A 24,088-nucleotide genomic window follows, 5' to 3' on the forward strand; every position below is an offset into this window, starting at 1 on the left:
CTTTATGATTTGGGTTTTCTAAGCGCTCCGATCGCGATCGCGATCAGAATGAAACAGCCGCTCAGAATGTTTTTGTATTCGGCCCCGATCCCCATCAGAGTCAGCCAATTGTTCAGAAAGCTGACAAACAAAGCGCCGATCAGCGTACCTACTACGTTCATGCGGTTCGTTTTGGAAGCAAGCGTACCGAGATAAACGGCGACGAAACCTTCCAGCAAGTACGATTCGCTGCCGCGCGGCACCGCGATCCCGGTCCGCGACGTAAGCACGATGCCGGCGATCGCCGCCATCGCCCCGCTGATTACAAACGCGGAAGCGAATACTTTCTTGATCTGGACGCCGGCCAAAAACGAGGTCCGGACGTTGCCGTTAATCGCATCCATGCGGCGCCCCAGTACGGACCTTTCGCGCGATAGAAACGCGGCAACGGAAATGATCACCGCAAACGCGAGCAAAAACGGGATTCCTGCCGTCAGATTACCTTGCCCTAGATACAAAAACGGTTCCGTAACGCCGCGAGGAAGCGTGAATAAAATTTGCGGCTGTCCTCCGTTGGTGTAAATTAACTCGAGGCTTCGGATGACGAACATCATCCCCAGCGTGCCGATAATCGCCGGCACCCCGAGATAAGACATCAGTACTCCGTTCGCCACGCCGACGATCAGCCCGAAAGCGACGGGCAGCAAATACGCGGCCCAAACCGGCAAATCGTGGATCAATGAGGCGGCGGCAATAATGGACGCGGCGTCGGCAACCTGCGCAACGCTCAAATCCACCGCTCTCACGGACATCACCATCAGCATCGCAAGCGAGAGAACGATCAGGATCGTGCTTTGCGTAAGAACGCCCAGGATATTATGGAACGCCATGAATTCGGATTTTACGATCGCAAATACAATCAGCACCAAGCACATGCCGAAGAGGGAACCGTAATCACGCAAAATACCGAAACGCGTACCACTTTGGGATGCTGCGAGTTCGGGCACCGTCGCTGATTTGCTCAAAATCGTATCCTCCTAAAAGATAGTTACTTGTCCGATCTCTCTCTTGTGCAGCACCGATAAGATAACGGAGATCACCAGAATGCTGCCGAGAATGCCGGACATTGCCGTATTGGATACTCCGTTAATAATGAGCCCGTTCGACAGAGCGGCGATAAACATCCCCGCGCAGGTGGTGCCGATCACGCTCAGCTCGCCGGTTTTCGAGAACGTGCTGCCCAGGAAAGCCGCCGCCAGCGCGCTGATCAGGAAGTCCAGACCGGAAGCTACCGCCGACGAGCCGTAATTATAGGAAGCGTGGAAAACGCCTGTAAGCCCGAGAATCAATCCGCCGATGACGAAGGCGACAAACAGGGATTTGGACGGGCTGATCCCTCTGAGTTTCGCCGCCTGCGGATTTTGTCCCGCCGCATACATGCGCAATCCGGCGGCGGTTTTCTTCAGATACAGATGCATCGCGAGCAGCATCGCCAGGACGACGATCACAATGAACGGAATCGGTCCGACGTAGCCTTGGCCGAGATAAGAAAATTCGGGATACCCTTTTAAGGGAATCGCTTTGCCTTGGTTATAAGCCAGCGTGATTCCGGTAAGAACGAACATGACGCCGAGCGTCGCCACGAACGGGGGAATTTTCAACTGATTCACCAACGCCGCGTTGATCACCCCGGCGATGCAGCCGATCAGGATTCCCAACAACAGAACGACCAGGAAGTGTTGCCCGCCCGAGATCATGCCTGCGGAAAGGTTCGCGACGAAATGCACCACCGCTCCCGCCGAAAGATCGAACCCGCCGGCGACCAGGACGATGGTTTGGCTGAGTGCGACCATCGTCAGGATGCTGCCTTGCTTCAGGATTTCCAATAAATTGCTGATCGTGAAAAACTGGGGGGAACGGATGCCCAGCACCAGGAGGATCAAGATCATCCCCACCAAGGTGCCTCTTTTGGTAATGACCTTCCCCCAACGCTCTTTCGCGGACAAGCCGGACTCGGTGGTTCCTATCGCCGATTTCAACGGGTTCCCTCCTCTTTTGGTCCTTCTCCGCCCGTCGACCAATATAGCAACTCCTGCTGAGTGGCTTCCCCAGCCTCGAATTGTTTGGTGATTTTGCCTTTCTGCATCACCAGGATCCGGTCCGACATGCCGAGCAGTTCCTCGAAATCGGAAGAAATCAACAGCACGGCGGCGCCTTTGCGGGCCAATTCCGTCATCTGATGGTAAATTTCCACTTTCGATCCGACGTCGACGCCCGTCGTGGGCTCGTCGAAAATATAAATATCCGAATTGCCGGTCAGCCAACGGCCGATGACCACTTTCTGCTGGTTGCCCCCCGACAAATTCTGAATCAGCTGATTCATGCCCGTCGTCGCGATACGGAGCTTCTCGATCATGTCGCGGACGGTTTGCTTCTCCTGGGTCCTTCTCACCAATCCCCAACGCGACCACTTGGAAATATTGGCAATCGTCATATTGTCCTTGACCGTTAGATTGGCGATCAATCCTTCGTGTCTGCGGTCCTCGGGAATGAACGCGATTCCGGAAGCTTTCGCGTCCGCGGGCGTTCGGGGACTGAACGGTTTGCCGTGGACTCGGATCTGCCCCGACGTCGGCTTTAAAGCTCCGTAAACGGTGAGCGCAAGCTCCGTCCGTCCCGCTCCGACCAATCCCGCGATGCCCAATATTTCCCCGCGTCTGGCCGAGAAACTCACGCCTTGCAAAGAACGTCCCTGACAAAGGTGCTGAACCTCCAGCACGACTTCCCCGTGCGGCAGGTTCTCCTTCGGATAGAGCTGGGTTAAATCGCGCCCGATCATCAGGCGGATGATTTCTTCTTTGTTCGTTTCCGGAGTAGACAGCGTTCCGGCTCTCTTCCCATCCCGAAGCACGGTGATGCGGTTGGAAATCTCGAATATTTCTTCGAAATGGTGCGAGATATAAATAATGGTGACCCCTTGGCTCTGCAGGGTGCGAATGATCTCGAACAATTTCCGAACTTCCCGGTTGCTAAGGGAGGCGGTGGGCTCGTCCAGGATCAGGATCTTCGGGTTTTTCAGCAGGGCGGACACGATCGCGACCTGCTCCCGCTGGCCCACCGACAATTCTCCCACCATCGTATCCGCCGTAAAATCGGCGTCGATCCTTTTCAATGCTTCTTCCGTGAGTTGCCGCATCCGTTTAAAGTCCAGCAGGCCTGCAGGCCCCTTAAGCTCATAGCCCAGAAACGCATTACGGGTCACGTCGAATTGCGAGACGTGCTGTTGATCCTGGTGAATGATGGCGATACCGAGTTCTTCGGCATGTTTCGGGTGCTGGATTTTCGCGGGTTTGCCGTCGACCGTTATCGTCCCTTCGTCATAGGAATACACGCCCGTTATGATTTTGACCAAGGTGGATTTGCCGGCGCCGTTTTGTCCCAGCAGAGCGTGCACTTCGCCTTTACGGACCTCGAATTGGACGCGATCCAACGCGATATGTCCCGGGAAGCGTTTTACGATATCCTGGCATACCAATACGGAATCGGAAGAATGAGAGCTTTCCGCTCCGGACTTATTTTCTTCATGGAGCAATGGCAATCGTTTCCCCTCCATAGGAAGCCGCTGGCCGGGTCGTATCGCCCAGCCAACGGCTTTGTTCATGATAAGTCCTCATTCATCTCGGCAATCGCTTTAAGGCACAACCGGCTTCACGACGACAACCTGTTCCGTCTGCGGGAACTTGCTTTCGATGTCCGCCTTGTTCAATCTCACCTTATCCCAGAATTCGGTTCCCCAGCGTTTCTCGGCCGCAGCGACCCCGTTTTTCTGGGTGGCCACGAAAGCCGTGGTGAACAGCGCTCTCGGGATTTGATCCTTATGGCCGTTTATCGCCTGGATCAGCGCTTCCGCCGCTACCTGGCCCATATAATTGACATCTTGCGAGACGGTCGCCACGAACGGGCTGTTCTCTTGGAAGAGCATTTGGAATCCCGCCAAGTCTCCGTCGATCGCCGCCATCTTGATCTCGTTTCTACCTGCCTGGCGGATCGCTTCGCTTGCGCCGGTTGCGAGCAGATCGTAGGCCACCCATACTCCGGCGACGCTTCCTTTTTTGGGGTTCGCCGTTAAAATATCCTGCATTTGCACTTGCACCCTGGCCGGATTATGTTCCGTCGGCACTTCATGCAGCTTTACTTGCGGATAATCCGCCACAATGGCTTCAAGCACCCGTTTTCTCGTTTCCAGCAAAGGAGCGCCCGGCACCCAAAATACGTAGACGTCGCCTTTGTAATTGATGCTGCTGAGCAGTGCCCGGGCCATCATGGAGGCCATCAGCGGCTCGTCCCCGCCGACATCCGAAACGGTGCCTTCCACTTGGGCGCCGATCGCCGTCGTCACGACCGGAATGCCGGCCTCGTTTGCTTTGGCCACGACAGGCGCCAATTGCTGAGCGTCTCCCAAGGAAACGACGATGCCTTTGACTCCGGAATTGATGAGGTTCGTGATGTTCTCGTTATGCTTGCCCGGATCCGATTGGCCGTCGACGACGATCACTGAGCCTCCGGCCGCTTCGATGGCCGATTGCGCGCCGGCAATGATGCCGCGATTGTAATCGTTCAGAATTTCCCTGGAAGCGATTCCGATTTTCGTGCCGCTCGGCAGTTTCGAAGGGTCGGCCCCGGAATTCGCATCGGGCTCATTGGAGGCGGCATTGGAGCTTGCGGGCGGCGCGGACGGAGATTCCGCCGCGTTCTCTTTGCCTCCGCTCGTGCAGCCTGCGGCCAGCATCGATAGCATGAGGACGCAAACCATGAGGATCGTGGACTTCTTTTTCATTTTTGCATTCTCCCCTCTTATTCGTTTCGCCCCCATGATACATGCCGTCTATTCGCCGAATCCATACAAACAGACTGTTAAAGATACAGCGCAACTGTACGTCTGCTAGCGGTACAACCAGTAGAACGCGCAAAAAAAAGAGAGTCGGGGCCCATTCCCGACTCTTCCGTGCTTTCCGCTATGCATTGAGACGAAGCTTTCCCCTCAGCTCGTGATAAAACGATTCCACTTCCGCTTTGATCCGGGTCGTCTGCTCCCAAGTGTCGATCTTGGTCAATACTTTCATCGTTAAATCGACGGCTTCGTGATATTGTCCCTTGCCGGCCAAAATTTGCGCCCGGCCGTAATAATAGAAAATATACTCGATGAGATTGACTTGTTTCTTGTCGAGCAGCAAATAATCGAATGTCGTCTCCGCTTTCTCGTATTCCCCAAGTTTCACATACGCCACTCCGAGATTAAAGTAAGCCTTTTCTCCCCGTAAGACAATACGGTTTGGTGCGCCCGGTATTGGATCGTGTCCCGGCTTCTTTCGGTTTCGACGAGCGCGAAGCTCTTCAATTGTTCCAGCGCGGCATGAAATCGCCTGGCGTCCAAACCGGCAATCTTCGACCAGCTTTCTTCGACCGGGGACTTGTCGAAAAAACCGAGCGTCTGCCATAGCCGCTTGGCGTCTTCGCTGCAGCGCTCCCAGCTTCTTCCGAACAAATAATTAAAGAGCGTGGATAAAGAATAACTCGCCTTTTCGATCTCTCCGACGAGCTGTTTCGGAGATAGATCGTCGTCGATCATATACGCGACGCTGAGCGAGATCGCTTTGGGATTGCCGGCGGTTGCCGCGATGAGCTGCAGCAAAACTTCCGTTTTTTCTTCGAGCAAATCCTTCAACCTTTGTTTCTTGACGGGCAAATTGCTTAGGTTCCAATGATGGGTGACTTCTTTATGTAAATATTCCAACGCCTCGGCGTCCTTCAGTCCGACCAGCGTGATGATGTCCATGTCCCGGATGGAAAGGGCATGCACCGTACTCGGGTTTTCCCGAGCCGTCATCAACACCTTGATCCCTTGAGGCATGTTGGCCACGAACTCATAGATTTCCGCTTCCGCCGTATCCAAGCTGTCGATAATCAGAAAGACCGGGAGTTGAATCGCGGCGGCCGCAAGCGCGTTTCGAACGACCAGGCGTTTTTCGATAAGGGATTTTTCCAGCAATTCGACTCGGCCGAGCTGGTAAGCGATCGTGTCCAAAAAGTCGCTGAACGTGAGCTGCTTGGGTTCTGCGCTGATCCAAATCACGTATGAAAAAACCGGCCACTTGAACTTCCTCGCCACGCCGTGCGAATCGCTGATACAGGCGTAAGCCGTTTCCAATGCGAGTGTCGATTTCCCCATTCCTCCCCAGCCGGTAATCAGGCACACGGAAGAGGAAGACCACAGCCATTGGTTGATGGCCTGCAAATCCTGTTCCCGTCCCACGAAGATCTCCAACCACCGCCTGGGCAAATTGTGGCGGTTATCCTCCGCGAGTTTTTCCGTTGTGTCGGCTCCCTGCCGGGACAATCCATCGAAAGCGCTTTCCGCGACGCTCGGAATCGACTCTTCGGAAGGAGGGCCATACGTTCCGTCTTCCCGCAAAATTTTCGCTTTTTTAAAGCATGAAGCAAACCACGCGGGCACAGGCGGCTCGATCACCGGTATGGATGTCGCATGCAGGAGGTCATTGAACCACCTGGCGTCCATAACGCCTTTTTCCATGATCATCCACAGCAAGCCGAACAATTTGCCGTCTTCGATCCTGCTCGGAATATACCGGTTGCCCATTTGTCCCATCCAACTCTTGATCGTATTCGGCGAGATTCCGAGCGGTACGGATATTCGGTCGATATAGGATTCGGAAAACGTTCTTCCCGAAGGGAGCGCTTCCCTCTTTTTCCTTCTCGTCTTAAACTCGGGATGTTCCCTTAACGCCGAGATGCCTTGAGAAAGCAGAAGGGCGAATTGTTCCCGATCTTCGATTTCCGCCATGGTGTACTCCCTCCTTTTCATGTTCAAACCATACAGCGGCTCTGTACAAAACGACAGCCCGAAAAGATAGATAGGAATGCCCTAAGTATATACAATCGCATTTGAAAATGAAAAGAAGCCCAGGCATGGAATGAAGTCAAGGACACCGGCCTATCATGTTATTTTGCAAGCTGAAGGAAGGGAATGGAACACGTTGACCACGAATTTGCCCCATACGATGAAAGCGGCCGTCATGCACAGAACACGGGAAATTCAACTGGAAGAGCTCCCGGTTCCCGGCATTCGGTCGAACGAAGTGCTGATCAAGGTCGTCGCCGTCGGCGTCTGCGGTTCGGACCTGCATTATTACGCGCATGGCCGAATCGGAAAATACGTCGTGGACAAGCCGTTCATTTTGGGCCATGAATGCTCGGGGGATATCGCGGCCGTTGGATCGAACGTCCGACGTTTAAAAGTTGGCGATCGAGTGGCCGTGGAACCGGGGGTAACCTGCGGTTATTGCGACGCGTGCAAAAAAGGCCGATACAACCTATGCCCGGAAGTCGAATTTCTGGCCACGCCGCCTTTTGACGGGGCATTCACGCAATATATCAAAGTGCGGCAAGACTTTGTCTTCAAAATTCCCGACTCGATGTCGTATGAAGAAGCCGCGCTTATCGAACCTTTCTCGGTCGGCATCCATGCCGCCGTGCGAACCCGCCTTCAGCCGGACTCCGCCATCGCCATCGTAGGCATGGGACCGGTCGGATTGTTGGCGATCGCGGCGGCCAAAGCATACGGGGCTTCCACGATCATCGCCGCCGATCTCGAGCCTTTGCGGCTCGAAGCGGCACATCGCATGGGTGCCACCCACGTCATCAATATCCGGGAGCAGGACCCCGTCAAGGGAATCCTTCGCATCACGGGGGACAAAGGCGTCGACGTCGCGTGGGAAACCGCCGGCAATCCCGCGGCACTGCAAGCCGCATTGCTTTCCCTTCGCCGGGGAGGCAAACTGGCGATCGTCGGGTTGCCTGCCCAAGAGGGAATCTCCCTGAACGTGCCGTTCATGGTGGATCATGAAGTAGACCTATACGGAGTCTTCCGCTATGCCAATACCTATCCGAAAGGAATCCATTTTTTATCCTCCGGAATCGTGGACACCAGCATCCTGATTACCGACCGATATCCGTTGGAACGAACGCAAGAGGCGATGGAACGCGCGCTCAACCATAAAAGCGAGTGCCTGAAAGTGGTTGTCTACCCGAACGGATTGACCGTCTCTGGCTGAAACCAATGACCGTAGAACCGTCCGGTTTACAGGTCCCGAGCCGGGTAAGCAGGCCTCGAACTTCTGGCTCGCCTGAAAAAACGAAGACCGCCAGAAGAGGCGGTCGCGAGAGCATTACACCGAAAATTCCTTGTATTCGTTCCTGCAGGGAGCGCCGAGCGAGTAAGCGATCCGCCCTTGGCTCAAGTCGGCCAGGCAAGACCAGAACGTGGCCAATCCGTCTTGATGGCCGCATACGGGGGCTTCATGGTCCGAAAATACCCGCTTCAGCGCTTCCAGCGGATCCTGCGAAGCATCGGCTTGATGCCGCAGGGCATGCTCCTCGAGCTTCCCGTATCGGGCAACCGAATTCGGCCACTCGCTCGCGTAGGAAGCCATGGACGGGTGCTTGAAATGGTTGGTGACGATCAAATAATCCCCGTCCATCCGCCGAACCGCCCGGCGTTCGGGATGAACCTCCGCGACGATCGCCTGACTGGGATCCGCCGCGAAATAGCTTTTCGCTTCTTTCGCCGGCAGGCTGAGCAACGCTTCCTCGGCTTCGCGGACGTCCGAGCATTTCTCCAGCAAATAGCGGACGATCAGATGGAAGCTCATGCCGGGCCGCGGCGCCGGATCCGGGTGGGGCCCCGCTCCGTTGAAGCTGACGAACAGCCCTTTCTCGTTCATCCCGTCGAACCTGCCGCCGACCAGCCCTTCGTGCATGCCGACATGAGCCCAGCCCCGCTTCGGCCTGGTCACGATGAGATGCCGGCGATTCTCCCAATAGAAATAATCGTAATTCCTGCCGACGCAGATGCCCGACTCCGTCCGCAGCGCCATCGCGCTGCAGCCCCCGGTCACCCCCAGGGTGTAGTGCCACAGGAGCCGTTCCTCGGCAATCCCGAGGCCGTCGGCGTAACCTTGGAACTCTTCGACGATTTCCGGATAAAGCGCATAGACCGCTTCCCGGCAACTTTCCGCGTAACGGATCTGCCGTTCATTGAGCGGCTCCGCGGGCAAAATTGCGGTTCCGGCCTGCGACGCGGTCATTCGGCCGATCTCGCGGTGCGAACCCGCCGCTTCGAAAATCCGGTAATCCGCTCGGCGCTCCTCTTGCAGATTGATCTCCATATTAGCTATTCCTCGGTTTGACGGGGATGTAGATCTCCATCTGCTGCGTGCCGTCGGTCTCGGGATTGGCGCGCTCGTCGTACCATTCGAATTCCGCCAAGCCGGCGTGCTCGTACCCGGAGTGCGGGAACCACTGGTCGAAAATCAATCTCCACGTTTCCTGAATGGTAGGCGAGAAATCCTTCGGCGGCACCTTCGGCGTCGTAAACACGGCGTAAGCGGCGCCCGGAAACTCCCGGCAAACCAGATCGGACGGAACGTTGTCGAAATGCTCCGCCTCCCTCCCGATCAAATACGTAAAGCGGCACGTTTCCATGTTGAAGTCGGTGCAGATGCCGAGATTGACCGGATGCTCCCGCTCGACCGCGTTCGGAATGCGGTCTCCCCGCCGGTTCAACAGATAGTCCTGCCAGAAGGCCGGGATTTCCCGATGATTTTGACCGTCTTCGGACGTCGTTTCGAGCGCGTACCCGATCACTTTGAAAGCCGGTTTGTCGACGATGCGATATTCCATGCGAATGCCTCCCAAATAAGGATTGTACCTGCGCGTGAGAACGTCGGCTTTCGGATAGGAGGGCGCGCGAATGCCCCGCCTGCGGTACTCTCCCGGCGTCATGCCGAACATTCTCTTGAAAGCCCGGGTGAACGTTTCATGGGTCTGAAACCCGTGATCCAGCGCGACGTCGACGATTCTCCGCTCCGGATCCGCCACGTGCGCCGCCGCTTTCGCCAGCCTCCTTTTCCGGACGTACTCCATGACCGGATCTCCCACCATGGATTGGAAGACCCGATGGTAATGGAATTCGGAAAAGCCCGCGAGTTCGGCCAGCTCCCGCAGCATCAGCGGCTCGTCCAAGTGCGTCTCGATAAATTCGATCGTCTTCTGGATGCGCAGGTGGTAACCCATTTCCACAGCTCCCCGTCGGCTTCTTGTTCCCAATGTAACATGGGAGGCCCGGCCCTTCTTGACGTTTTTTGCTGCCGCCGGAAACCGGCGGCAGCGCCGTGTATCCCGGAGGATGTACCGGCCCAACAAGATTCAGCTTCGCCGGCTCGCAACTTCTCCGTTTGGGGACCCGAAACGGCATGTGGCGGGTGCGGAGCTGGATCCGGATATCTACAATATAGCAGTCGGAAGTAAAAAAAAGGGATTGACGAGAAACAAATTTTGCCATAAAATTTCGATTGAACAGTTCAGTCAATGATATGGAGGGTGTGCAATGACAGTTGGCAAAACCGAGAACGCAATTCCGATTAAGGCTTCCACGGTGCGATCGAAGGACGGCACGGTCATTGGCTACAAAAGCATGGGGAACGGGCCCGGCGTGATCATCCTTCCCGGGCTTCTCAGCAGGTCCGATGATTTTGCCCAATTCGCGCAAGAAATGGCAGACACCTTTACGGTGCACGTTATCGATCGTCGGGGCCGCGGGCAAAGCGGGCCGCAAGGCAGCGAATACTCCATTCGCAAGGAATGCGAGGACTTGACGGCCGTGCAGGAAGAGACGGGCGCCGACTATCTTTTCGGTCACAGCTACGGTGGGCTCGTTGCCTTGGAAACGGCGAGAATGAACGACCGATTCACGAAAATCGCGCTCTATGAACCCGGTGTTTCCGTCAATCATTCCATTCCGATCACGTGGTTGCCGCCGTTCGAGGCAGCGTTGAACGAAGAAGACACGCTAAAGGCTTTCGCGATATTCGTAAGGGCAACCGCGCCGGTAAAATCAGCCAGGTACGCGCCTTTATGGTATCTGAAATTTTTCCTTCGCATGATGCGCAGCCATTGGGGGGATAAGGCAAGTTTGCTGCGTGAGATGGCGTCCGAGTATAAAGAAATCGGACGACATGATTCCGGTTACGCGAATTACGGTTCCATTGGCGCATCTACGCTATTAATGCGAGGGGGCAAAAGCAAAGAGGCGGTGGCAACCATAGAGGCGCTTGAACGGACGCTCCCCCATCATGCGACGCTGGTTTTGCCGAAATTCGGCCACATGGCTCCGCTGAATGGACACAAGCCATCCGGGGTGGTACAACAGGTGAAGCGATATTTCCTTAACTAGGAGGAGTACCCTTGTCACCTCTGCAGAAAGAACAACTGAGCCTGATTCGGGACGAACGCAAAGATCAGATCATGCGGGCCGCGCTTAAGGTTTTTGCCCGCCGCGGAGTCGCCGGAACGAAAATCAGCATGATCGTCGCGGAAGCGGGAGTCAGCCAAGGGCTTTTCTACCACTATTTCAAGTCGAAAGACGAAGCGCTGATCGCCCTGGTGCAAGAAGCGATGGACATTTCCTATACGGCGACGAAAAGCCTTCGGGAGATGCCGGTTGCCCCGCTGGAGAAAATCAGATTTTTGACTCAATCCATCTTGGACGATGAGGGGAAGTACTACTTTCTGTTGATTTATCAAGCGCGCATGGCGGAAGATGTGCCGGTTCAGGTCAAAGAGCTTTTTTCCCGGTTCACCATGAAATCATATGTCGATCTGTTGCGACCGGTCTTCGAGGAAGGACAACGTGCCGGCGATATCGCGGCGGGAGATTTGGACGAAATGATTTCCTGTTATTTTACGATTCTCTCGGGCGTGATGGTCGTGAACGCTAAGGGGGACGGCGACTATCGGATTCCGCAAGTCGATATGATCATGCGTCTTTTCGTCCGATAAGAAGCGCTTGCCGGAAGGAGAAAGGAGGAATCTTCTGCTTACTCACGCCCATGCCATCCGATTGCGGAAAACGGAACTCTCCGAATTGGAGTTCGTGCTCGCGACCGAGACGGACAAATCGAACGCCTCCTATATCGGACAATGGTCAATTGAGCAACATACCGACAGTTTATCCAACGAGGATATCGCTCATTTTATCATAGAGAACGCCCAGGGCGACCGCGTCGGTTACGTGATCTTAACGGGACTCAAGGATCCTCATAAAGCCGTTTGCATGAAGCGTATCGCGAATCGGATCAAGGATCGCGGGTACGGAAAAGCAACCATGAAGCAACTGCTGAATTGGGTCTTCGAATCAACCGACGCGCATCGCGTGTGGCTGCATGTCAAAGATTATAATCAACGGGCGCGCCATGTTTATGAATCGGCGGGCTTTGTGACGGAAGGTTTGCTGAGAGAAAGTTACCTTTACGAATCGAAATTCGAATCGATTGTGGTCATGTCGGTTCTTAGAACGGAGTATCGAGCTCCTCTTTAACCATAAATTGAAGGAGGTTTATCAGATATGCCGTATGTTGAAGGCGTGGATTCCACGCGTTTGTTTTACAAGGACTGGGGTTCGGGTCAGCCGGTCGTATTCGTCTCCTCCGTCTATCTGGGAACCGAAATGTGGGAGTACCAGCTTCCTTACCTGGCTTCGCGGGGGATGCGCTGCATTGCCTACGACCGGCGCGGTCACGGTCGTTCGGACAGTCCTTGGGATGGCTACGACTATGACACATTGGCCGACGACCTTGCGGCCCTGATCTCGCATCTCGATCTTCGCGACGTCATCCTGGTCGGTCACTCGATGGGAGGAGGAGAGGTCGTACGTTATTTGACTCGATATGGTTCCGACCGAATCGCCAAAATTGCCCTCATTAGCGCGAGCGCGCCATTCCCGATGAAGACGGAGGATAATCCCGACGGTATCGAATTGGACCTTTTCCTCAAAGGCCTTGAAATCATGAATCAGGACCGTCCAAAATGGTTGGCCGAGAACGCTGCTCCGTTCTTTGCCCTCGATGTGCCGGAGAACAACGTCTCGCCGGAGATGGTCCATTGGCTGGTCCAGGTGTGCCTGCAGTGTTCTCCTCGAGCAATGGATGCGTGCAATCATACGTTCTTTACGACGGACCTGCGTCAAGAAATGCGACGGATCTCGGTTCCCGCTTTGATCATTCACGGCGACCGCGACGTATCCGCACCGTTCGAACTGTGCGGGATCAAGTCCGCTCAGCTCGTGCCGAACAATCGGTTCATCGTCTACGAGGATGCGGCACACGGTTTGTTCGTCACGCACGCGGATCGATTGAACGCCGACCTTCTGGCCTTCGCCAACGAGTAGGGGCCTAATCCAAGGAAGCGATCGTCCAACCGTCTTTCCGTTTGAAATACGCGACCTGCATTTCCCGTTCGGTCCATTTGACGTCCGCGATGACGCGGGGGACGGTGTCCCCGACTTCGCCCGACGAAACGAAATCGATCCGGCGCAGCGTTTGTTTGCCGTTCTTGGCGTCGTCCCACGGCGTGAAAACCGGCAAGTATTCCTCGTACTTCGCGGGCTTGGAATCGATGAGCGCGGTGAATTTCTTGAAGTCGCGGGCATTCGCGTAAGCGATGAATTTCGTCGTGAGGTCGACCATCGCGTCCACGTCGTCTTGGCTCAGCTTCGCCGTGTTGACGACGATCGGAAGCTTGAGATCGGGGCCGGCGGCAATGTCGACGGCCGTCCGTTTCGCGTTCCAGGTCAGCTTGAGTTCATAGTACATGGCGACGGATCGCAACGGAAACTGCATTTTGCCGTTCACGATCCGGATCGGCGCGTCGGCTTGGATTTTCGCGCCATCCAAGGTAAAAAAGCTTTCACCGTTCTTAAACGCCAACTGGACGGTTCTGAGATCGGGATAGGCGTCGCCCATGAAAAACAGCGTTTTGGTCTCGGCGTCCCAAGTAGAATGGGAAACTTTGTACGGCAGGATCTTTTTCAGGCCCTCGAAATCGACATAAGGTTTACCCCCGATCCATGTGCCTTTGAATTTCGCATCCCGGGCGACCGTGCCGTGGATCGTAAAGGAGGTGCTTTTGGATGCTGCAGCGGAGACGGAAACCGCCGATAGCGTGAAGACGGCGATCAGGAGCGAAAACGCAATAATCCGAGACTTCTTCATGAATGCCACCTGCTTTTTGGAAAAAGTTGAACGGCATTCCATTTGACGTACGTTTGAGAAGAAAGTTGCAGGTTGGATCACCAAAACGATGCCGGGACAACCCCGAGGACGAACCGCGGCAAACTGCGGCAAACTGCGGCAAACTGCGGCAAAAAGGAAACGTCCTCCGGTTAGCCGCCCATGCGGGGCAATCGGAGGACGTCGGGACGTCGATCGCGTTTACGCGAGGGACGGCGGCAGCTCGACCGAGACTTCGCGGCGCTGGTCCGCCGAGCGGAGCACGCCGTCGATGATCGCTTGCTGGATAAGGATCTGCTCCCCTGGGATCGGGGCCGGCCGCCCGTCCCGCACGGCTTCGGCGAAGTCGTGCACTTTGGCCTGGAACAGGTTGACCGAGTGCTCGACGAGCGGCACCCTCGTCTCCGTATGGCCGCCGAAATCGTCGTGGTACAGCGTCATGGAGCCGATTTTGCCGTCCCATACGCCCGACCACGGGCCCGTGCCGGCCGGCGTGACCTTGAGCCCGGCATCGCTGCCGAGGAACAGGGTCGCTCCCAGCGTGTCCATATGCATCGCCCAGGAGATTTTGAAGCTGAGCACCAGGTCGTTCTCGAACCGGACCAACGCCACGCCGAAGTCCTCGACTTCGAAGCGGGAAGCCTCCGGATGATAGAGCGGATTGCGTCCGAAATGGGCCGACGTGTAAGCCGACACCGTAAGCGGCCGCGGGTGTCCCAGCGTGTTCAGCGCAAAGTCGAGGGAGTAGCAGCCGATGTCGGCCATGGCCCCGGCGCCGGCCAGCTCCTTGCGGATGAACGTGCCGCCCGGCATGCCCCTCCGCCGTCCGCCGCCCGTTTCCACGTAGTACACGTTGCCGAGCCGGCCGGACTGCACGATCTCCTGCAATTTTTTCATGTTCGGGTCGTACCGCGGCTGGAAGCCGATCGTCAGCATGCGGTCCGCCGCGCGCGAGGCTTGCACCATCTCGACGGCCTGCTCCAGCGTCACGGACATCGGCTTCTCGAGCAAGACGTTTTTGCCGGCCCGCAGCGAATCGACGGCCGTGCGATGATGGGAGACGTTCGGCGTGCAAATGCTGACCCCGTCCAAGTCAAGCTTCAGCAGCTCCTCGTGGCTGTCGAACGATGCAGCTTCCGTAAGCCCAAGAGAGTCCGCGAATTGCCGCGCGCGGCCGGGGACGACGTCCGCGACGGCGACGACGTCCGCGTAGTCCAGTTTCTGATACGCTTCCGCATGAAATCGGGCGATGCCGCCCGTTCCGATGATGCCGATCCGAATTCGTCTGTTCATTCCAACCCTTCCTTTCGGTTATGGACGGCATGGGCCCGGCGATACGCGGCAGGCGTCATGCCGAATTTCGATTTGAATACCGGGTACAGATAATTCGGAGTAACGTACCCATGCTCGAACGCGATGTCCTCGATCGGCCGGGACGACGCCGCGAGATCGGCGCAGACCGCCGACAGCCGGACATGCTCCAGGTATTCCCGGAACGTCGTCTGGCCTTCGGTCCGGAAAAGCCGCTGCAGCTGGCGAGGACTGACGCCCGCCCGCTCCGCCACGTCCTCCAGCGTAATCGGCAAGCCCTCGTTATCCTGGATGTATTGGGTCGCCAGCAAGTACCGGTGCCCGTTCATGTCGCGAACGGGAATGGAGGGAACGCGGCTGCCTTCGGCGAACGGCCGGGCGGCGCGCAGCAGGATCTGCGTCACCGCCTGCTTCATCTGCGTATTAAAGCCGGGCGGCTGTTCCTCCCAAATCCGGTACGCCTCGAGGAACGCCGCCATGGCGTTGTACGTGTCTTTCTCCGGCTTCGGCGGCAGCCCGCGCAGCGTTCGGACGCAATCCTCCGCCTCTTCCCGCTCCAGGTCGTCGCCGAATCCGGCGTTCTCGCCGGCGGACGGCGGGAGCGGTACGATGTCGCAATGCAGGCACAGCTCGAACATCGGATCGTCCGGGTCGGATTCCTGGTAGTGAACCACGTCCGGTCCCGTCAGATAGAACAGCCCTTCATGCAGGTCGTAGGGCTGTTCCCCCAGGATGACTTTGCCCTTGCCTCTCGGGATAAAATGGAACTCGTACTCGGAATGCTTGTGAAACGAGATGATCTGTCCCGGCTGGAACGCCGCCAAGTGGCAGCGCAGCACCCGGATGCCGTAACGGCCCCAGCGGAAGCGGAGATCCAGCCGGTCGAGCGCGTCGGGCTTCCGTTGCATCCGGGCGAACAAGAACGGCGCCGATGCCGGCCGCCGCTCGAGTCGCAGCTTCGTGTCCTCCGTGGCTTCCGTCTCCCGTTTCATTTCGAGTGCTCCTCCGTTCGGGTTTGCTTGCTTTAAGCCAATTCGTCCAGGCGGACGGGGCGATGCTCCGCCGCCGATCGGTTGGCCGCTTCCATCAACCGGGTGAGGTCGACGGCCATCGCCACGTTGTCTTCCGCTTCCGTGCCTTGGCGGATATGATCGACCCACTGGCGGAACGCCGACGGCCGGTTCGGCGGCAGTTCCACCGTCTCCCAGCCGCTGCCGCGCCGATTGCTGCGCAGCAGCATCCGATCATCCGGGAACCCGAACAGCAGCGTGCCCTCGGTTCCGTGCAGCTCGATGCTGAACGGCGAATGGCTGTTCACGAAGCCGGCTTCCACGATGCCGGCCGCTCCGTTCGCGTATTGAAGCACGGCGACCGCATTGTCCTCGACTTCTTTGCCGGTGACGTAGCCGAAAGCCGCGCTGACCGACTCCGGCAAACCGAGAAAGCGCCGGACGAGGTACATCGGATGGCAGCCCAAGTCGATCAAGGCGCCTCCGCGGCATTGCTCGAGGGAATAGAAATGGGCCGGAAGCCAATCGGCGACCGCGCCGTTGTGGGACAACCGGACCCGGCCGAGCGTGAGGCGGCCCAGATGTCCTTCCGCCAGCACCCGTTCGATCGCCAGCGCGTAACCGTCATAGAGCCGGGGCAGCGATACCGTCAGCTTGACGCCCGCTTCGCGGACGGCGGCCAGGATGTCGCGAACTTCCGCGTACGTGGCGGCCACCACTTTTTCCGTGAAAATGTGTTTGCCCGCCCGTGCCGCCTTGACCATGACCTCGCGGTGCAGGTTCGTCGGGGCGTCCACGACGACGGCGTCGATTCCGCCGCGCCCGAGCAGTTCGTCCAGCGACTCGTAGAACGGAACGCCGTATTTTGCCGCTTTCTCCCGTCCCCGCGCGGAATCCTCGTCCCACACGGCGGCGATTTGCGTCTCCTCGTGCTCCAACACCTGCTTCGTATAATCTTCCGCGTGCACGTGCCAGTAGCTGAGCATCCCGACTTTGATCATCCGCTTCATCCTTTACTGTAAATATACGACACGGTTTGAGAATATCACAGCCCTCCTCTTTTCATGAATGCAATCTCGTGTCATTGAGACTATAAATTCGCGACAACTCGATCCCCTTGATTCCGCCCTGCCCGAGCGCTACGATTAACAGATATAAGGATAACGACAAGAGGGGGAGCGGGCCCATGAACCGCCTGAAACAGACGATCCGGGAAACGATTGCCGGCCAAACGGCGAATTTGAAGGAAGTCGCGTCTTTTATCGCCGCCCATCCGGAACTGGGACACGAGGAGAAGCTCGCTTCCGCGCGCTTGACCGAGGAACTGGAAAAGCTGGGTTATGCCGTGGAGAGGGGAACGCTCGGCATTCCGACGGCGTTTATCGCCGAATACCGTTCCGCCACGCCGGGGCCGACCGTGGCCCTGCTCGCGGAGTACGACGCGCTGCCGGAAATCGGACACGCCTGCGGGCACCATCTCATCTGCACGATGGCGCTCGGCGCGGCGGCCGGCCTGCGGGCCGTCCTGGACGAAACCGGCGGTACGGTCCGGGTGTACGGCACCCCCGCCGAAGAGACGAAAGGGGCCAAAGTGGACATGGCGGCGGCCGGCCTGTTCGACCATTGCGACGCCGCGCTAATGGCCCATCCTTACCACCGCTTCGAGAAATCGGGATCGTCGCTCGCCATGGACGCGCTGCAATTCGAATTCCATGGCAAGTCGGCCCATGCCGCGGCGAATCCGGAAGAAGGCATCAACGCGCTGGACGCCGTCATCCAGCTGTTTAACGCCGTGAACTCGCTCCGGCAGCAGACGCCGGATCACGCGCGGATCCACGGCATCATTTCCCACGGCGGCGTCGCGCCGAACCTGATTCCCGATTACGCCGCCGCGCGGTTCTACACCCGTTCGGCTACACGTCCCTATACGGACGAGCTGACCCGCCGCGTGACGGCGTGCGCCGAAGCGGCCGCGCTCGCCACGGGATGCCGACTCGACGTCACCAACTATGAGTATTCGTACGACGAGCTGCGCACCAATTCGGCGCTGCACGAGGCGTTTCTCGCCAACCTGGCCGAAGCGGGCGTCCCGCCGGAAGCGGTCCACGACAGCGAGGACCACGGCTCGCTCGATCTGGGCAACGTTTCGCTTCGCTGCCCCGCGATCCATCCGTACGTCCAGGTGGTCGACGCGCCGTACAACCTGCATACGGCGGAATTCCGCGACGCCGCCCAGCTGGACAGGGCCTACGACGCCATGGTGTTCGGCGCGACCGTGCTGGCCTGGACCGCTTGCGACGTGCTGACGGATCCGGAGCTTGTCCTGCGCATCCGGGAGGAATTCGACCGGACCGTCGATATCGCCCGCCAGGCGTAAGATCCTTCGCCTGCGCATGCAGCGATCGTAAGCCTGTCGAAGTTGCGAAGAGGCTGCCCCTCAGTCATCTATGATGACTTTTGGGACAGCCTCATCCTTCTATTTCTACCGGATACCGCGCGTTGGAATCGCCGACTTGACGGGCGTAGCGAGGCTTTCGTTGCCTTGGTTATCCACTGCCGTAACTTTATAGTAGTGCGTCTGGCCGATGGCGGCTGTCGTATCCGTAAACGCCGTGCCGCTGACCTTGGCGCCGATCGTCACGAATGTGCCGTTCGCCGCGTCCGAGCGCCATACGTTGTAGCCTGCCGCGCCGCTGACCGCGCTCCAACTGAGCGTCACCTTTCCGCTGCTCGGCTCGGTGTTCGCCTGGAAATTCCCCGGTGTCGCGATTTGTACAAGAGCAGGTATCGGTATATTTGGCGTAATGATGTCGCGAAGTCGAAGCAGCTCCGGCTTCGCCGATTGGATCGGGGAGTCCTTGCTTTCAAGACCTAGGTTATTGATCGCCGTCACCTTGTAATAGTACGTTCTGCCGTTTTCAACCGCGCTGTCCGTGAACGTCGTGCCGCTCGCCGAGGAATCTATCGTTTCATAAGTCCCGTCTGCGGCATTCGCGCGCTTCACATGATAACTTGTCGCACCCTCAACCGGGCTCCAACGGAGAACGACTTCCCCGCTATGCGCCTCAGCGATGAAATGGTCGGGAGCGGGCGGGATGACCATTTCGACGGCCCATGGGATTTCGGTTAAGATATCCGGGTTGATCTGCAAGTCAGACAGGCTGCCTTTGGCCACGAATGCGAAATTGCTAAGGCCGCTCTCTCCATAGCGATCCACGGCCGTGACAACGTAGAGATAGCTCTCATCGAACTTGGCCGTCGTGTCTGTGAATGCCGGATCTGTCAGGTTGGTGGCGATCGGTCTCAATCCGCCGCGTTCCTTGTCGCTCCGTTTGACGTTATACGTAATCCCGTTGTGTTCCATTTGAAGCCCCAAAGGGGTACGATTGCCGACGTAAACCATGCCGTCAAGGCGATCCCATTGGAGCGTTACGCCCGATCCATCCCTCTTCGCCTTGAGATTGGCGGGCCGCGGCGGCGGCAGATCGACGATCTGAACCGGCAACACCTGGGTTGGCGCACTCTCGCCGTATGAATTGACGGCAACAACTTGATAATAGTAGGTTTTGCCTCTTACGGTTGTCGTGTCCGTATACGTGACGTCGTTAAGGTTGGAACGGATGGTTTTGAACGGACCTCCCGGGGCTTCCGCGCGCTTCACCCTGTAGCTCGCCGCCTCTTTGGCGGCACTCCAGTTCAGTTGGACGTTGATGCGATCCGTGATCGCGATGGCCAGCTTAGGCGGAACAATGATTTCGCGAATGAGCTGAGCCTTCAAATTCCCGGGCGCCGGCGGCGGCGGACAGTGGAGCTGATCCTCATAGAGCGGGTAATTCAAGTTGATCAAGGTTTTACTGAGTTTCCCTTTGGCTACCCACACATCATAACCGGCGATCACGTCCAGCTTGAGAAAAGCGTCCACCCGGATCTCATCGCATCGTCCTTGTTCATAATAGCGATAGAAGCCTGCCTTGATTCCCGGATACAGCTCTAGGCCGGCATAGGCAATATCCAATAAGGTCAGCGTCAATTGAACGTCCGGACCTGCAGCAAGACTGGCATTCACATTGGAATTCACGTCAAGCGTTGCGGTGTTCGTCGTCTTATCGATCGTTTGGAACCCCTGGCTCGACGAGAAGGAGAAGCCTTGCTCCAGATGAAATCGGTCTTCGAATTTGACTTCGAGCGAAGCTTTGAAATCCGGCTCAATCTTCAAAAAGAGCTGTCCTTTAATGAATACGCCGGTAAAAACGGGTACATAGTACGGCGTCGTCAACGGAATGTAAATGGGCTTGGTTATCGCTTTTTTCGCTCTTACGTTCACGTTCGTCGTGACATCGCCGGTCAATACCAATTTTGAATAGAAATCCAGATCCACATCAAACCAATCCACGTCAACGTCAAGCCCGATGTCCGCATCAACGCCCAGGTTGCAAAAATTCATGCGCGCATCCATGGCCAATCCGTCATAGTTCGCATTGTCCATCTTGATCATGAAGCACGGCAGCTTAAGCGCCACAGCCTGTGCGGAAGCAAGCATCGCGGTGGAATCCGGTATGTCCGTAACGATTTGGATCGAAGGATCAGCCGGGGTGAGCCATTTGGGATCAATCGCCTCGGTCGTATGCACGTCCAGCTTGGAGAAAACTTCCCGCACTTTGGGTACGGACGTCGTCACGACAAGCGCGCCGTCTTCCTGGCGAACGGACACGACCTTTTTCGCGATGCCGCCGAAAAATTCATCATTCGGAGGCATGACGAACACATCGCCGACGGACAATTTCAAATCCGGATCGTGGATGACCCATGTCGTGTCGTCTTTTCTTGTATAATTTTTGCTTTTGCTCATCTTCACTTCCGGCAAATATTCGACGATTTTGCGCGTATCTCCCGATGTAGGCGAGGACGGTTGCCCCGATGAATAATGAAGCGCGCGCACGGCCATCGAAACCGCTTCCGCCCGGGTGGATTTGTTGCCGCCTTTGAACGTGCCATCCGGATATCCGCTAATGATTCCCGTCCGCAGTGCCGCTTCGATCAGATCCCGATGGCTCTCGATATCTCCCTGATCTTTCAATGCGCCAAGCATCTTCTCTTGCGTCTGCGGCGTAAGCTGAAGCGCTCTGACAATCCAGATCGCCATCTCCAGACGCGTGATCGGCTGGCTTGGCTTGAATCCGTCCGGATATTCTCCAACGACCAGAATGCCCTGCTTTACGCCCGCGGCGATGAAGGGGGCGGACCAACGTTGCTGCTCCACGTCGCGAAAAGGGACATCCCTGGAATCCGTCGGAAGCTTTCTTAAATCCACGAGTATTTTCAAAAACTGTTCCCGCGTTACTTCGCCATTCGGCCGAAAGGTTCCATCCTCGAAGCCCGATACGATGTTTCGTGTCGCTAGCTCCATAATATCTTCGTACGCCCAATGAGACTGAATATCCTTGAAAGAAACCTTTTGCGCTTGGCCTTGTCCGCCGCTTTCGGCAGCCTCGGCAACATACGGGGGGGACATGCCGAACAGCATTAAGAAAATAGACATCCAGAGGATCGCTTTGCTGAATTTCAATCTCCTCAAATCTCTCACCCTTCCCGGCAGTTCATCCTTTTCAACATATCACTGAACGTAAGGGCGGCGATATTATCCGATAGTGGCAATTCGGTATTAGCAGCGCGGCACGAGGTCAATCGGCTCATTCACCGTCCACCCCGGAACGTTGTCGAATTTCCTTGAAAATCGACAAATTTCTACTCTGCCCTCTTATCCCGCGCAGCAAAATGTCGTAAACTGGGTGTGATACCATACACACTTAGCCAATCGAGGAGACTCCGCCCATGTCCAGCAGCCTGTCCGTCAGAACGAAGCTCTTGCTCATGCTTCTTATTCCTCTCCTTCTGCTTGCAGGTATCGTCGTCTATTTGCTGCAAGTCAACGCCTCCAACACCAAGCGCCTTTCCGAAATCCTTTATGAAAGCGCATACCAAAGCTCCAGCCTCGCGCTGAACGCGGACCGGGACATGTACCAAGCCTTGACGGCCTACATGACGGCGCAGCATGCCTCCGGCAGCGCCCGCGACGCGGCCGTGAAAGATTTAAAGGACAATGCCGCGCAAGCCGGCGACCGGCTCAAACGGACGACGGAGCTTATCCGCCGGTTCGGTCTCGAAAACGTCCTGAAAGCGGAGGACGGGCGTCCTTTCCTGGAGGTGCTGACGCAAGCCGCGCTTCAATTCGAACAATGGGCCGCCTCCGCCCAAGACCGTCTCGACCGGAACGATTTCCCGGCGGATCAAGAACAGTCGCTGCTCGGCCAATTTAACCGATCGCGGGAAAACATCAACGCGTTCACGGATGCCATCGATGCCTATGCGCAGGACCGAACCGCCGCCATCAAACGCGAAAACGACAACAGCCGGGTGCAAATCCTCGCCTCCGTCTCGGTCGAATGGGTCGTCCTGCTTCTCCTGGGCTTCCTGTTCGTCCGGCAGATCAGCCGGGCGGTCCGGGCCATTCTGGACCGGACGAGGCGGGTGGCCGAAGGCGACCTGAGAACGCCGCCCGAAACGAAGTACGCGCGGAACGAGCTGGGAGCGATCCTGCAATCGGTGGACGTCATGACCGCGAACATGAAGACGCTGATCGGACAAATCAAAGAGAATACCTTGTCCGTATCCGAATCTTCCCGGCAACTGTCCGCAGGCGCCCGGGATTCGGCCGACTCGGCCGACCAAGTCGCCCGGAACATCCAGGAAGTCGCCGTGCTGGTGGACCGGCAAACGGCGATCACGTCGGACTCGTCCAAAGCGATCTCCGAAATGGCCATCGGGGTGCAGCGCATCGCCGAGAATACCGGAACCGTCTCGGATCATGCCGCGACGACGAGCCGGCAAGCCGAAACCGGCAACGAGCAGCTTCTGCGGCTGGAAACGCAGCTTGACCAGATCTCCCAATCCATGGACGAGCTTGGCCGCAGCATCGCCGTATTGACGGAGAAGTCGGAACAGATCGGCAGCATCACCGGGAAAATCACGGGTTTCGCCAACCAGACGAATATATTGGCGCTGAACGCCGGCATCGAGGCGGCTCGGGCCGGCGAGCAAGGCAAAGGCTTCGCGGTCGTCGCGGTGGAAATCCGCAAGCTGGCCGCCGGGTCGCTGGAATCGGCCGCGGAAATCGAGGAGTTGATCGGGGAAACAAGGGGGGAAATCGAGCGGACGTCGGAGCGGATGCAAACGGCGATTCGCCAAACCGAGCAAGGATCGGCGATCATGAAGGAAGCGGCGGCGGGCTTCGAAACGATTCTGGCCTCCATCCGGGAAGTGGCGGACCAGATCCAGGACAGCTCCGCGGTGACGGAGCAAATGTCCGCGAGCTCACAAGAGCTGACGGCCGGCATGGAACAAGCCGCCGCGTCCGCCGGGGAAATTTCCCGCAAAGCCCAGAACGTCAGCTCGGCGACCGAGGAACAGCTGGCGCTCTCGGAAGGGCTGTCGAAAACTTCGGAGCAAATGGAGGAAATCATCGAGCGGTTGAACCGGGCGGTCGTATCCTTCAAACTATAGAACGTCGTTCATGAATCAAGCCGGAACCTCGTCACCCGCATCCCGCGGCTCGGAGGTTCCGGCTTTTTCCGGTCGTTTATGGCA

The 24,088-nt window shown here is 57.1% G+C and carries 19 protein-coding genes and 1 pseudogene; 7 read left to right on the forward strand and 13 right to left on the reverse strand.

What is annotated here, in order from left to right; translation table 11 throughout:
• Window positions 1–2 precede the first annotated feature (2 nt).
• The 6 genes from PTZ19_RS08945 to PTZ19_RS08970 all read right to left on the reverse strand — a co-directional run bounded on the left by PTZ19_RS08945 (window position 3) and on the right by PTZ19_RS08970 (window position 6,841).
• On the reverse strand, window positions 3–1,004 hold the full coding sequence (locus PTZ19_RS08945) for an ABC transporter permease (protein WP_276353851.1): 1,002 nt from the start codon (window positions 1,002–1,004) through the stop codon (window positions 3–5).
• 12 nt (window positions 1,005–1,016) lie between these two features.
• Window positions 1,017–2,018, reverse strand: coding sequence for an ABC transporter permease (locus PTZ19_RS08950; RefSeq protein ID WP_276353852.1), 1,002 nt, complete (start codon window positions 2,016–2,018; stop codon window positions 1,017–1,019).
• Window positions 2,015–3,469 (reverse strand): sugar ABC transporter ATP-binding protein, encoded by a 1,455-nt coding sequence (locus tag PTZ19_RS08955; RefSeq protein WP_276353853.1) that lies wholly within the window; start codon window positions 3,467–3,469, stop codon window positions 2,015–2,017. The genes PTZ19_RS08950 and PTZ19_RS08955 overlap by 4 nt, the downstream gene beginning before the upstream one ends.
• A 201-nt stretch (window positions 3,470–3,670) precedes the next feature.
• Window positions 3,671–4,816 (reverse strand): substrate-binding domain-containing protein, encoded by a 1,146-nt coding sequence (locus tag PTZ19_RS08960; RefSeq protein WP_276353855.1) that lies wholly within the window; start codon window positions 4,814–4,816, stop codon window positions 3,671–3,673.
• Window positions 4,817–4,994: 178 nt separating this feature from the next.
• A complete protein-coding gene (locus tag PTZ19_RS08965) occupies window positions 4,995–5,258 on the reverse strand; it encodes a hypothetical protein (RefSeq protein WP_276353856.1) in 264 nt (87 codons plus the stop codon).
• Complete coding sequence (locus PTZ19_RS08970) at window positions 5,255–6,841, reverse strand: NB-ARC domain-containing protein (protein ID WP_276353857.1); 1,587 nt, start codon at window positions 6,839–6,841, stop codon at window positions 5,255–5,257. The genes PTZ19_RS08965 and PTZ19_RS08970 overlap by 4 nt, the downstream gene beginning before the upstream one ends.
• 217 nt (window positions 6,842–7,058) lie before the next feature.
• On the opposite strand from PTZ19_RS08970, the gene PTZ19_RS08975 reads away from it, so the two are divergent.
• Window positions 7,059–8,111: an NAD(P)-dependent alcohol dehydrogenase gene (locus tag PTZ19_RS08975; RefSeq protein WP_422614988.1), complete on the forward strand. Its 1,053-nt coding sequence runs from the start codon at window positions 7,059–7,061 to the stop codon at window positions 8,109–8,111.
• 114 nt (window positions 8,112–8,225) lie between these two features.
• On the opposite strand, the gene PTZ19_RS08980 is transcribed toward PTZ19_RS08975, so the two are convergent.
• Together PTZ19_RS08980 and PTZ19_RS08985 are read right to left on the reverse strand one after the other, a co-directional pair.
• Window positions 8,226–9,224 carry a C45 family autoproteolytic acyltransferase/hydrolase gene (locus tag PTZ19_RS08980; RefSeq protein WP_276353859.1) on the reverse strand — a complete coding sequence of 333 codons (999 nt, stop codon included), beginning with the start codon at window positions 9,222–9,224 and terminating at the stop codon, window positions 8,226–8,228.
• A 1-nt stretch (window position 9,225) separates the two neighbouring features.
• Complete coding sequence (locus tag PTZ19_RS08985) at window positions 9,226–10,131, reverse strand: AraC family transcriptional regulator (RefSeq protein ID WP_276353860.1); 906 nt, start codon at window positions 10,129–10,131, stop codon at window positions 9,226–9,228.
• Between the two features lie 313 nt (window positions 10,132–10,444).
• Between PTZ19_RS08985 and PTZ19_RS08990 the strand changes: the two genes are divergently transcribed.
• From PTZ19_RS08990 to PTZ19_RS09005, 4 genes are all read left to right on the forward strand, one after another.
• Window positions 10,445–11,290, forward strand: coding sequence for an alpha/beta fold hydrolase (locus PTZ19_RS08990; protein ID WP_276353861.1), 846 nt, complete (start codon window positions 10,445–10,447; stop codon window positions 11,288–11,290).
• 11 nt (window positions 11,291–11,301) lie between these two features.
• The gene (locus PTZ19_RS08995; RefSeq protein WP_276353862.1) at window positions 11,302–11,895 is read left to right on the forward strand and encodes a TetR/AcrR family transcriptional regulator; all 594 of its coding nucleotides are present in this window, start codon (window positions 11,302–11,304) and stop codon (window positions 11,893–11,895) included.
• Between the two features lie 61 nt (window positions 11,896–11,956).
• Complete coding sequence (locus PTZ19_RS09000) at window positions 11,957–12,433, forward strand: GNAT family N-acetyltransferase (protein WP_339329316.1); 477 nt, start codon at window positions 11,957–11,959, stop codon at window positions 12,431–12,433.
• A gap of 27 nt (window positions 12,434–12,460) precedes the next feature.
• Window positions 12,461–13,282 carry an alpha/beta fold hydrolase gene (locus tag PTZ19_RS09005; protein ID WP_276353864.1) on the forward strand — a complete coding sequence of 274 codons (822 nt, stop codon included), beginning with the start codon at window positions 12,461–12,463 and terminating at the stop codon, window positions 13,280–13,282.
• Window positions 13,283–13,670: 388 nt separating this feature from the next.
• Here the strand turns inward: PTZ19_RS09005 and PTZ19_RS25395 are convergent.
• The 4 genes and pseudogenes from PTZ19_RS25395 to PTZ19_RS09025 all read right to left on the reverse strand — a co-directional run.
• Window positions 13,671–14,147 (reverse strand): annotated as a pseudogene (locus PTZ19_RS25395) (stalk domain-containing protein); the annotation flags it as partial.
• Window positions 14,148–14,324: 177 nt separating this feature from the next.
• Window positions 14,325–15,416 carry a Gfo/Idh/MocA family protein gene (locus PTZ19_RS09015; RefSeq protein ID WP_276353866.1) on the reverse strand — a complete coding sequence of 364 codons (1,092 nt, stop codon included), beginning with the start codon at window positions 15,414–15,416 and terminating at the stop codon, window positions 14,325–14,327.
• A complete protein-coding gene (locus tag PTZ19_RS09020) occupies window positions 15,413–16,426 on the reverse strand; it encodes an AraC family transcriptional regulator (protein ID WP_276353867.1) in 1,014 nt (337 codons plus the stop codon). Before PTZ19_RS09020 ends, PTZ19_RS09015 begins: the two co-directional genes overlap by 4 nt.
• A gap of 32 nt (window positions 16,427–16,458) precedes the next feature.
• The gene (locus tag PTZ19_RS09025; RefSeq protein WP_276353868.1) at window positions 16,459–17,445 is read right to left on the reverse strand and encodes a Gfo/Idh/MocA family protein; all 987 of its coding nucleotides are present in this window, start codon (window positions 17,443–17,445) and stop codon (window positions 16,459–16,461) included.
• Between the two features lie 185 nt (window positions 17,446–17,630).
• On the opposite strand from PTZ19_RS09025, the gene PTZ19_RS09030 reads away from it, so the two are divergent.
• Complete coding sequence (locus PTZ19_RS09030; RefSeq protein ID WP_276353870.1) at window positions 17,631–18,821, forward strand: M20 family metallopeptidase; 1,191 nt, start codon at window positions 17,631–17,633, stop codon at window positions 18,819–18,821.
• A 105-nt stretch (window positions 18,822–18,926) separates the two neighbouring features.
• Here PTZ19_RS09030 and PTZ19_RS09035 read toward each other — a convergent pair whose 3' ends face one another.
• Window positions 18,927–22,010 (reverse strand): S-layer homology domain-containing protein, encoded by a 3,084-nt coding sequence (locus PTZ19_RS09035; protein WP_276353871.1) that lies wholly within the window; start codon window positions 22,008–22,010, stop codon window positions 18,927–18,929.
• A 266-nt stretch (window positions 22,011–22,276) separates the two neighbouring features.
• On the opposite strand from PTZ19_RS09035, the gene PTZ19_RS09040 reads away from it, so the two are divergent.
• Window positions 22,277–24,004 (forward strand): methyl-accepting chemotaxis protein, encoded by a 1,728-nt coding sequence (locus PTZ19_RS09040; RefSeq protein WP_276353872.1) that lies wholly within the window; start codon window positions 22,277–22,279, stop codon window positions 24,002–24,004.
• The last annotated feature ends 84 nt before the right edge of the window (window positions 24,005–24,088 follow it).

This window comes from Cohnella caldifontis (genome assembly GCF_029360585.1).
Classification (GTDB): domain Bacteria; phylum Bacillota; class Bacilli; order Paenibacillales; family Paenibacillaceae; genus Cohnella; species Cohnella caldifontis.

What these genes read in the sequence shown, in the direction of transcription:
- PTZ19_RS09030 (WP_276353870.1), top strand. Translation starts at nt 17,631, where the DNA reads ATGAACCGCCTGAAACAGACGATCCGGGAAACGATTGCCGGCCAAACG.
- PTZ19_RS09020 (WP_276353867.1), bottom strand. Translation starts at nt 16,426, where the DNA reads ATGAAACGGGAGACGGAAGCCACGGAGGACACGAAGCTGCGACTCGAG.
- PTZ19_RS08980 (WP_276353859.1), bottom strand. Translation starts at nt 9,224, where the DNA reads ATGGAGATCAATCTGCAAGAGGAGCGCCGAGCGGATTACCGGATTTTC.
- PTZ19_RS08960 (WP_276353855.1), bottom strand. Translation starts at nt 4,816, where the DNA reads ATGAAAAAGAAGTCCACGATCCTCATGGTTTGCGTCCTCATGCTATCG.
- PTZ19_RS08985 (WP_276353860.1), bottom strand. Translation starts at nt 10,131, where the DNA reads ATGGGTTACCACCTGCGCATCCAGAAGACGATCGAATTTATCGAGACG.
- PTZ19_RS08970 (WP_276353857.1), bottom strand. Translation starts at nt 6,841, where the DNA reads ATGGCGGAAATCGAAGATCGGGAACAATTCGCCCTTCTGCTTTCTCAA.
- PTZ19_RS09005 (WP_276353864.1), top strand. Translation starts at nt 12,461, where the DNA reads ATGCCGTATGTTGAAGGCGTGGATTCCACGCGTTTGTTTTACAAGGAC.
- PTZ19_RS09040 (WP_276353872.1), top strand. Translation starts at nt 22,277, where the DNA reads ATGTCCAGCAGCCTGTCCGTCAGAACGAAGCTCTTGCTCATGCTTCTT.
- PTZ19_RS09025 (WP_276353868.1), bottom strand. Translation starts at nt 17,445, where the DNA reads ATGATCAAAGTCGGGATGCTCAGCTACTGGCACGTGCACGCGGAAGAT.
- PTZ19_RS08975 (WP_422614988.1), top strand. Translation starts at nt 7,059, where the DNA reads ATGAAAGCGGCCGTCATGCACAGAACACGGGAAATTCAACTGGAAGAG.
- PTZ19_RS09015 (WP_276353866.1), bottom strand. Translation starts at nt 15,416, where the DNA reads ATGAACAGACGAATTCGGATCGGCATCATCGGAACGGGCGGCATCGCC.
- PTZ19_RS08990 (WP_276353861.1), top strand. Translation starts at nt 10,445, where the DNA reads ATGACAGTTGGCAAAACCGAGAACGCAATTCCGATTAAGGCTTCCACG.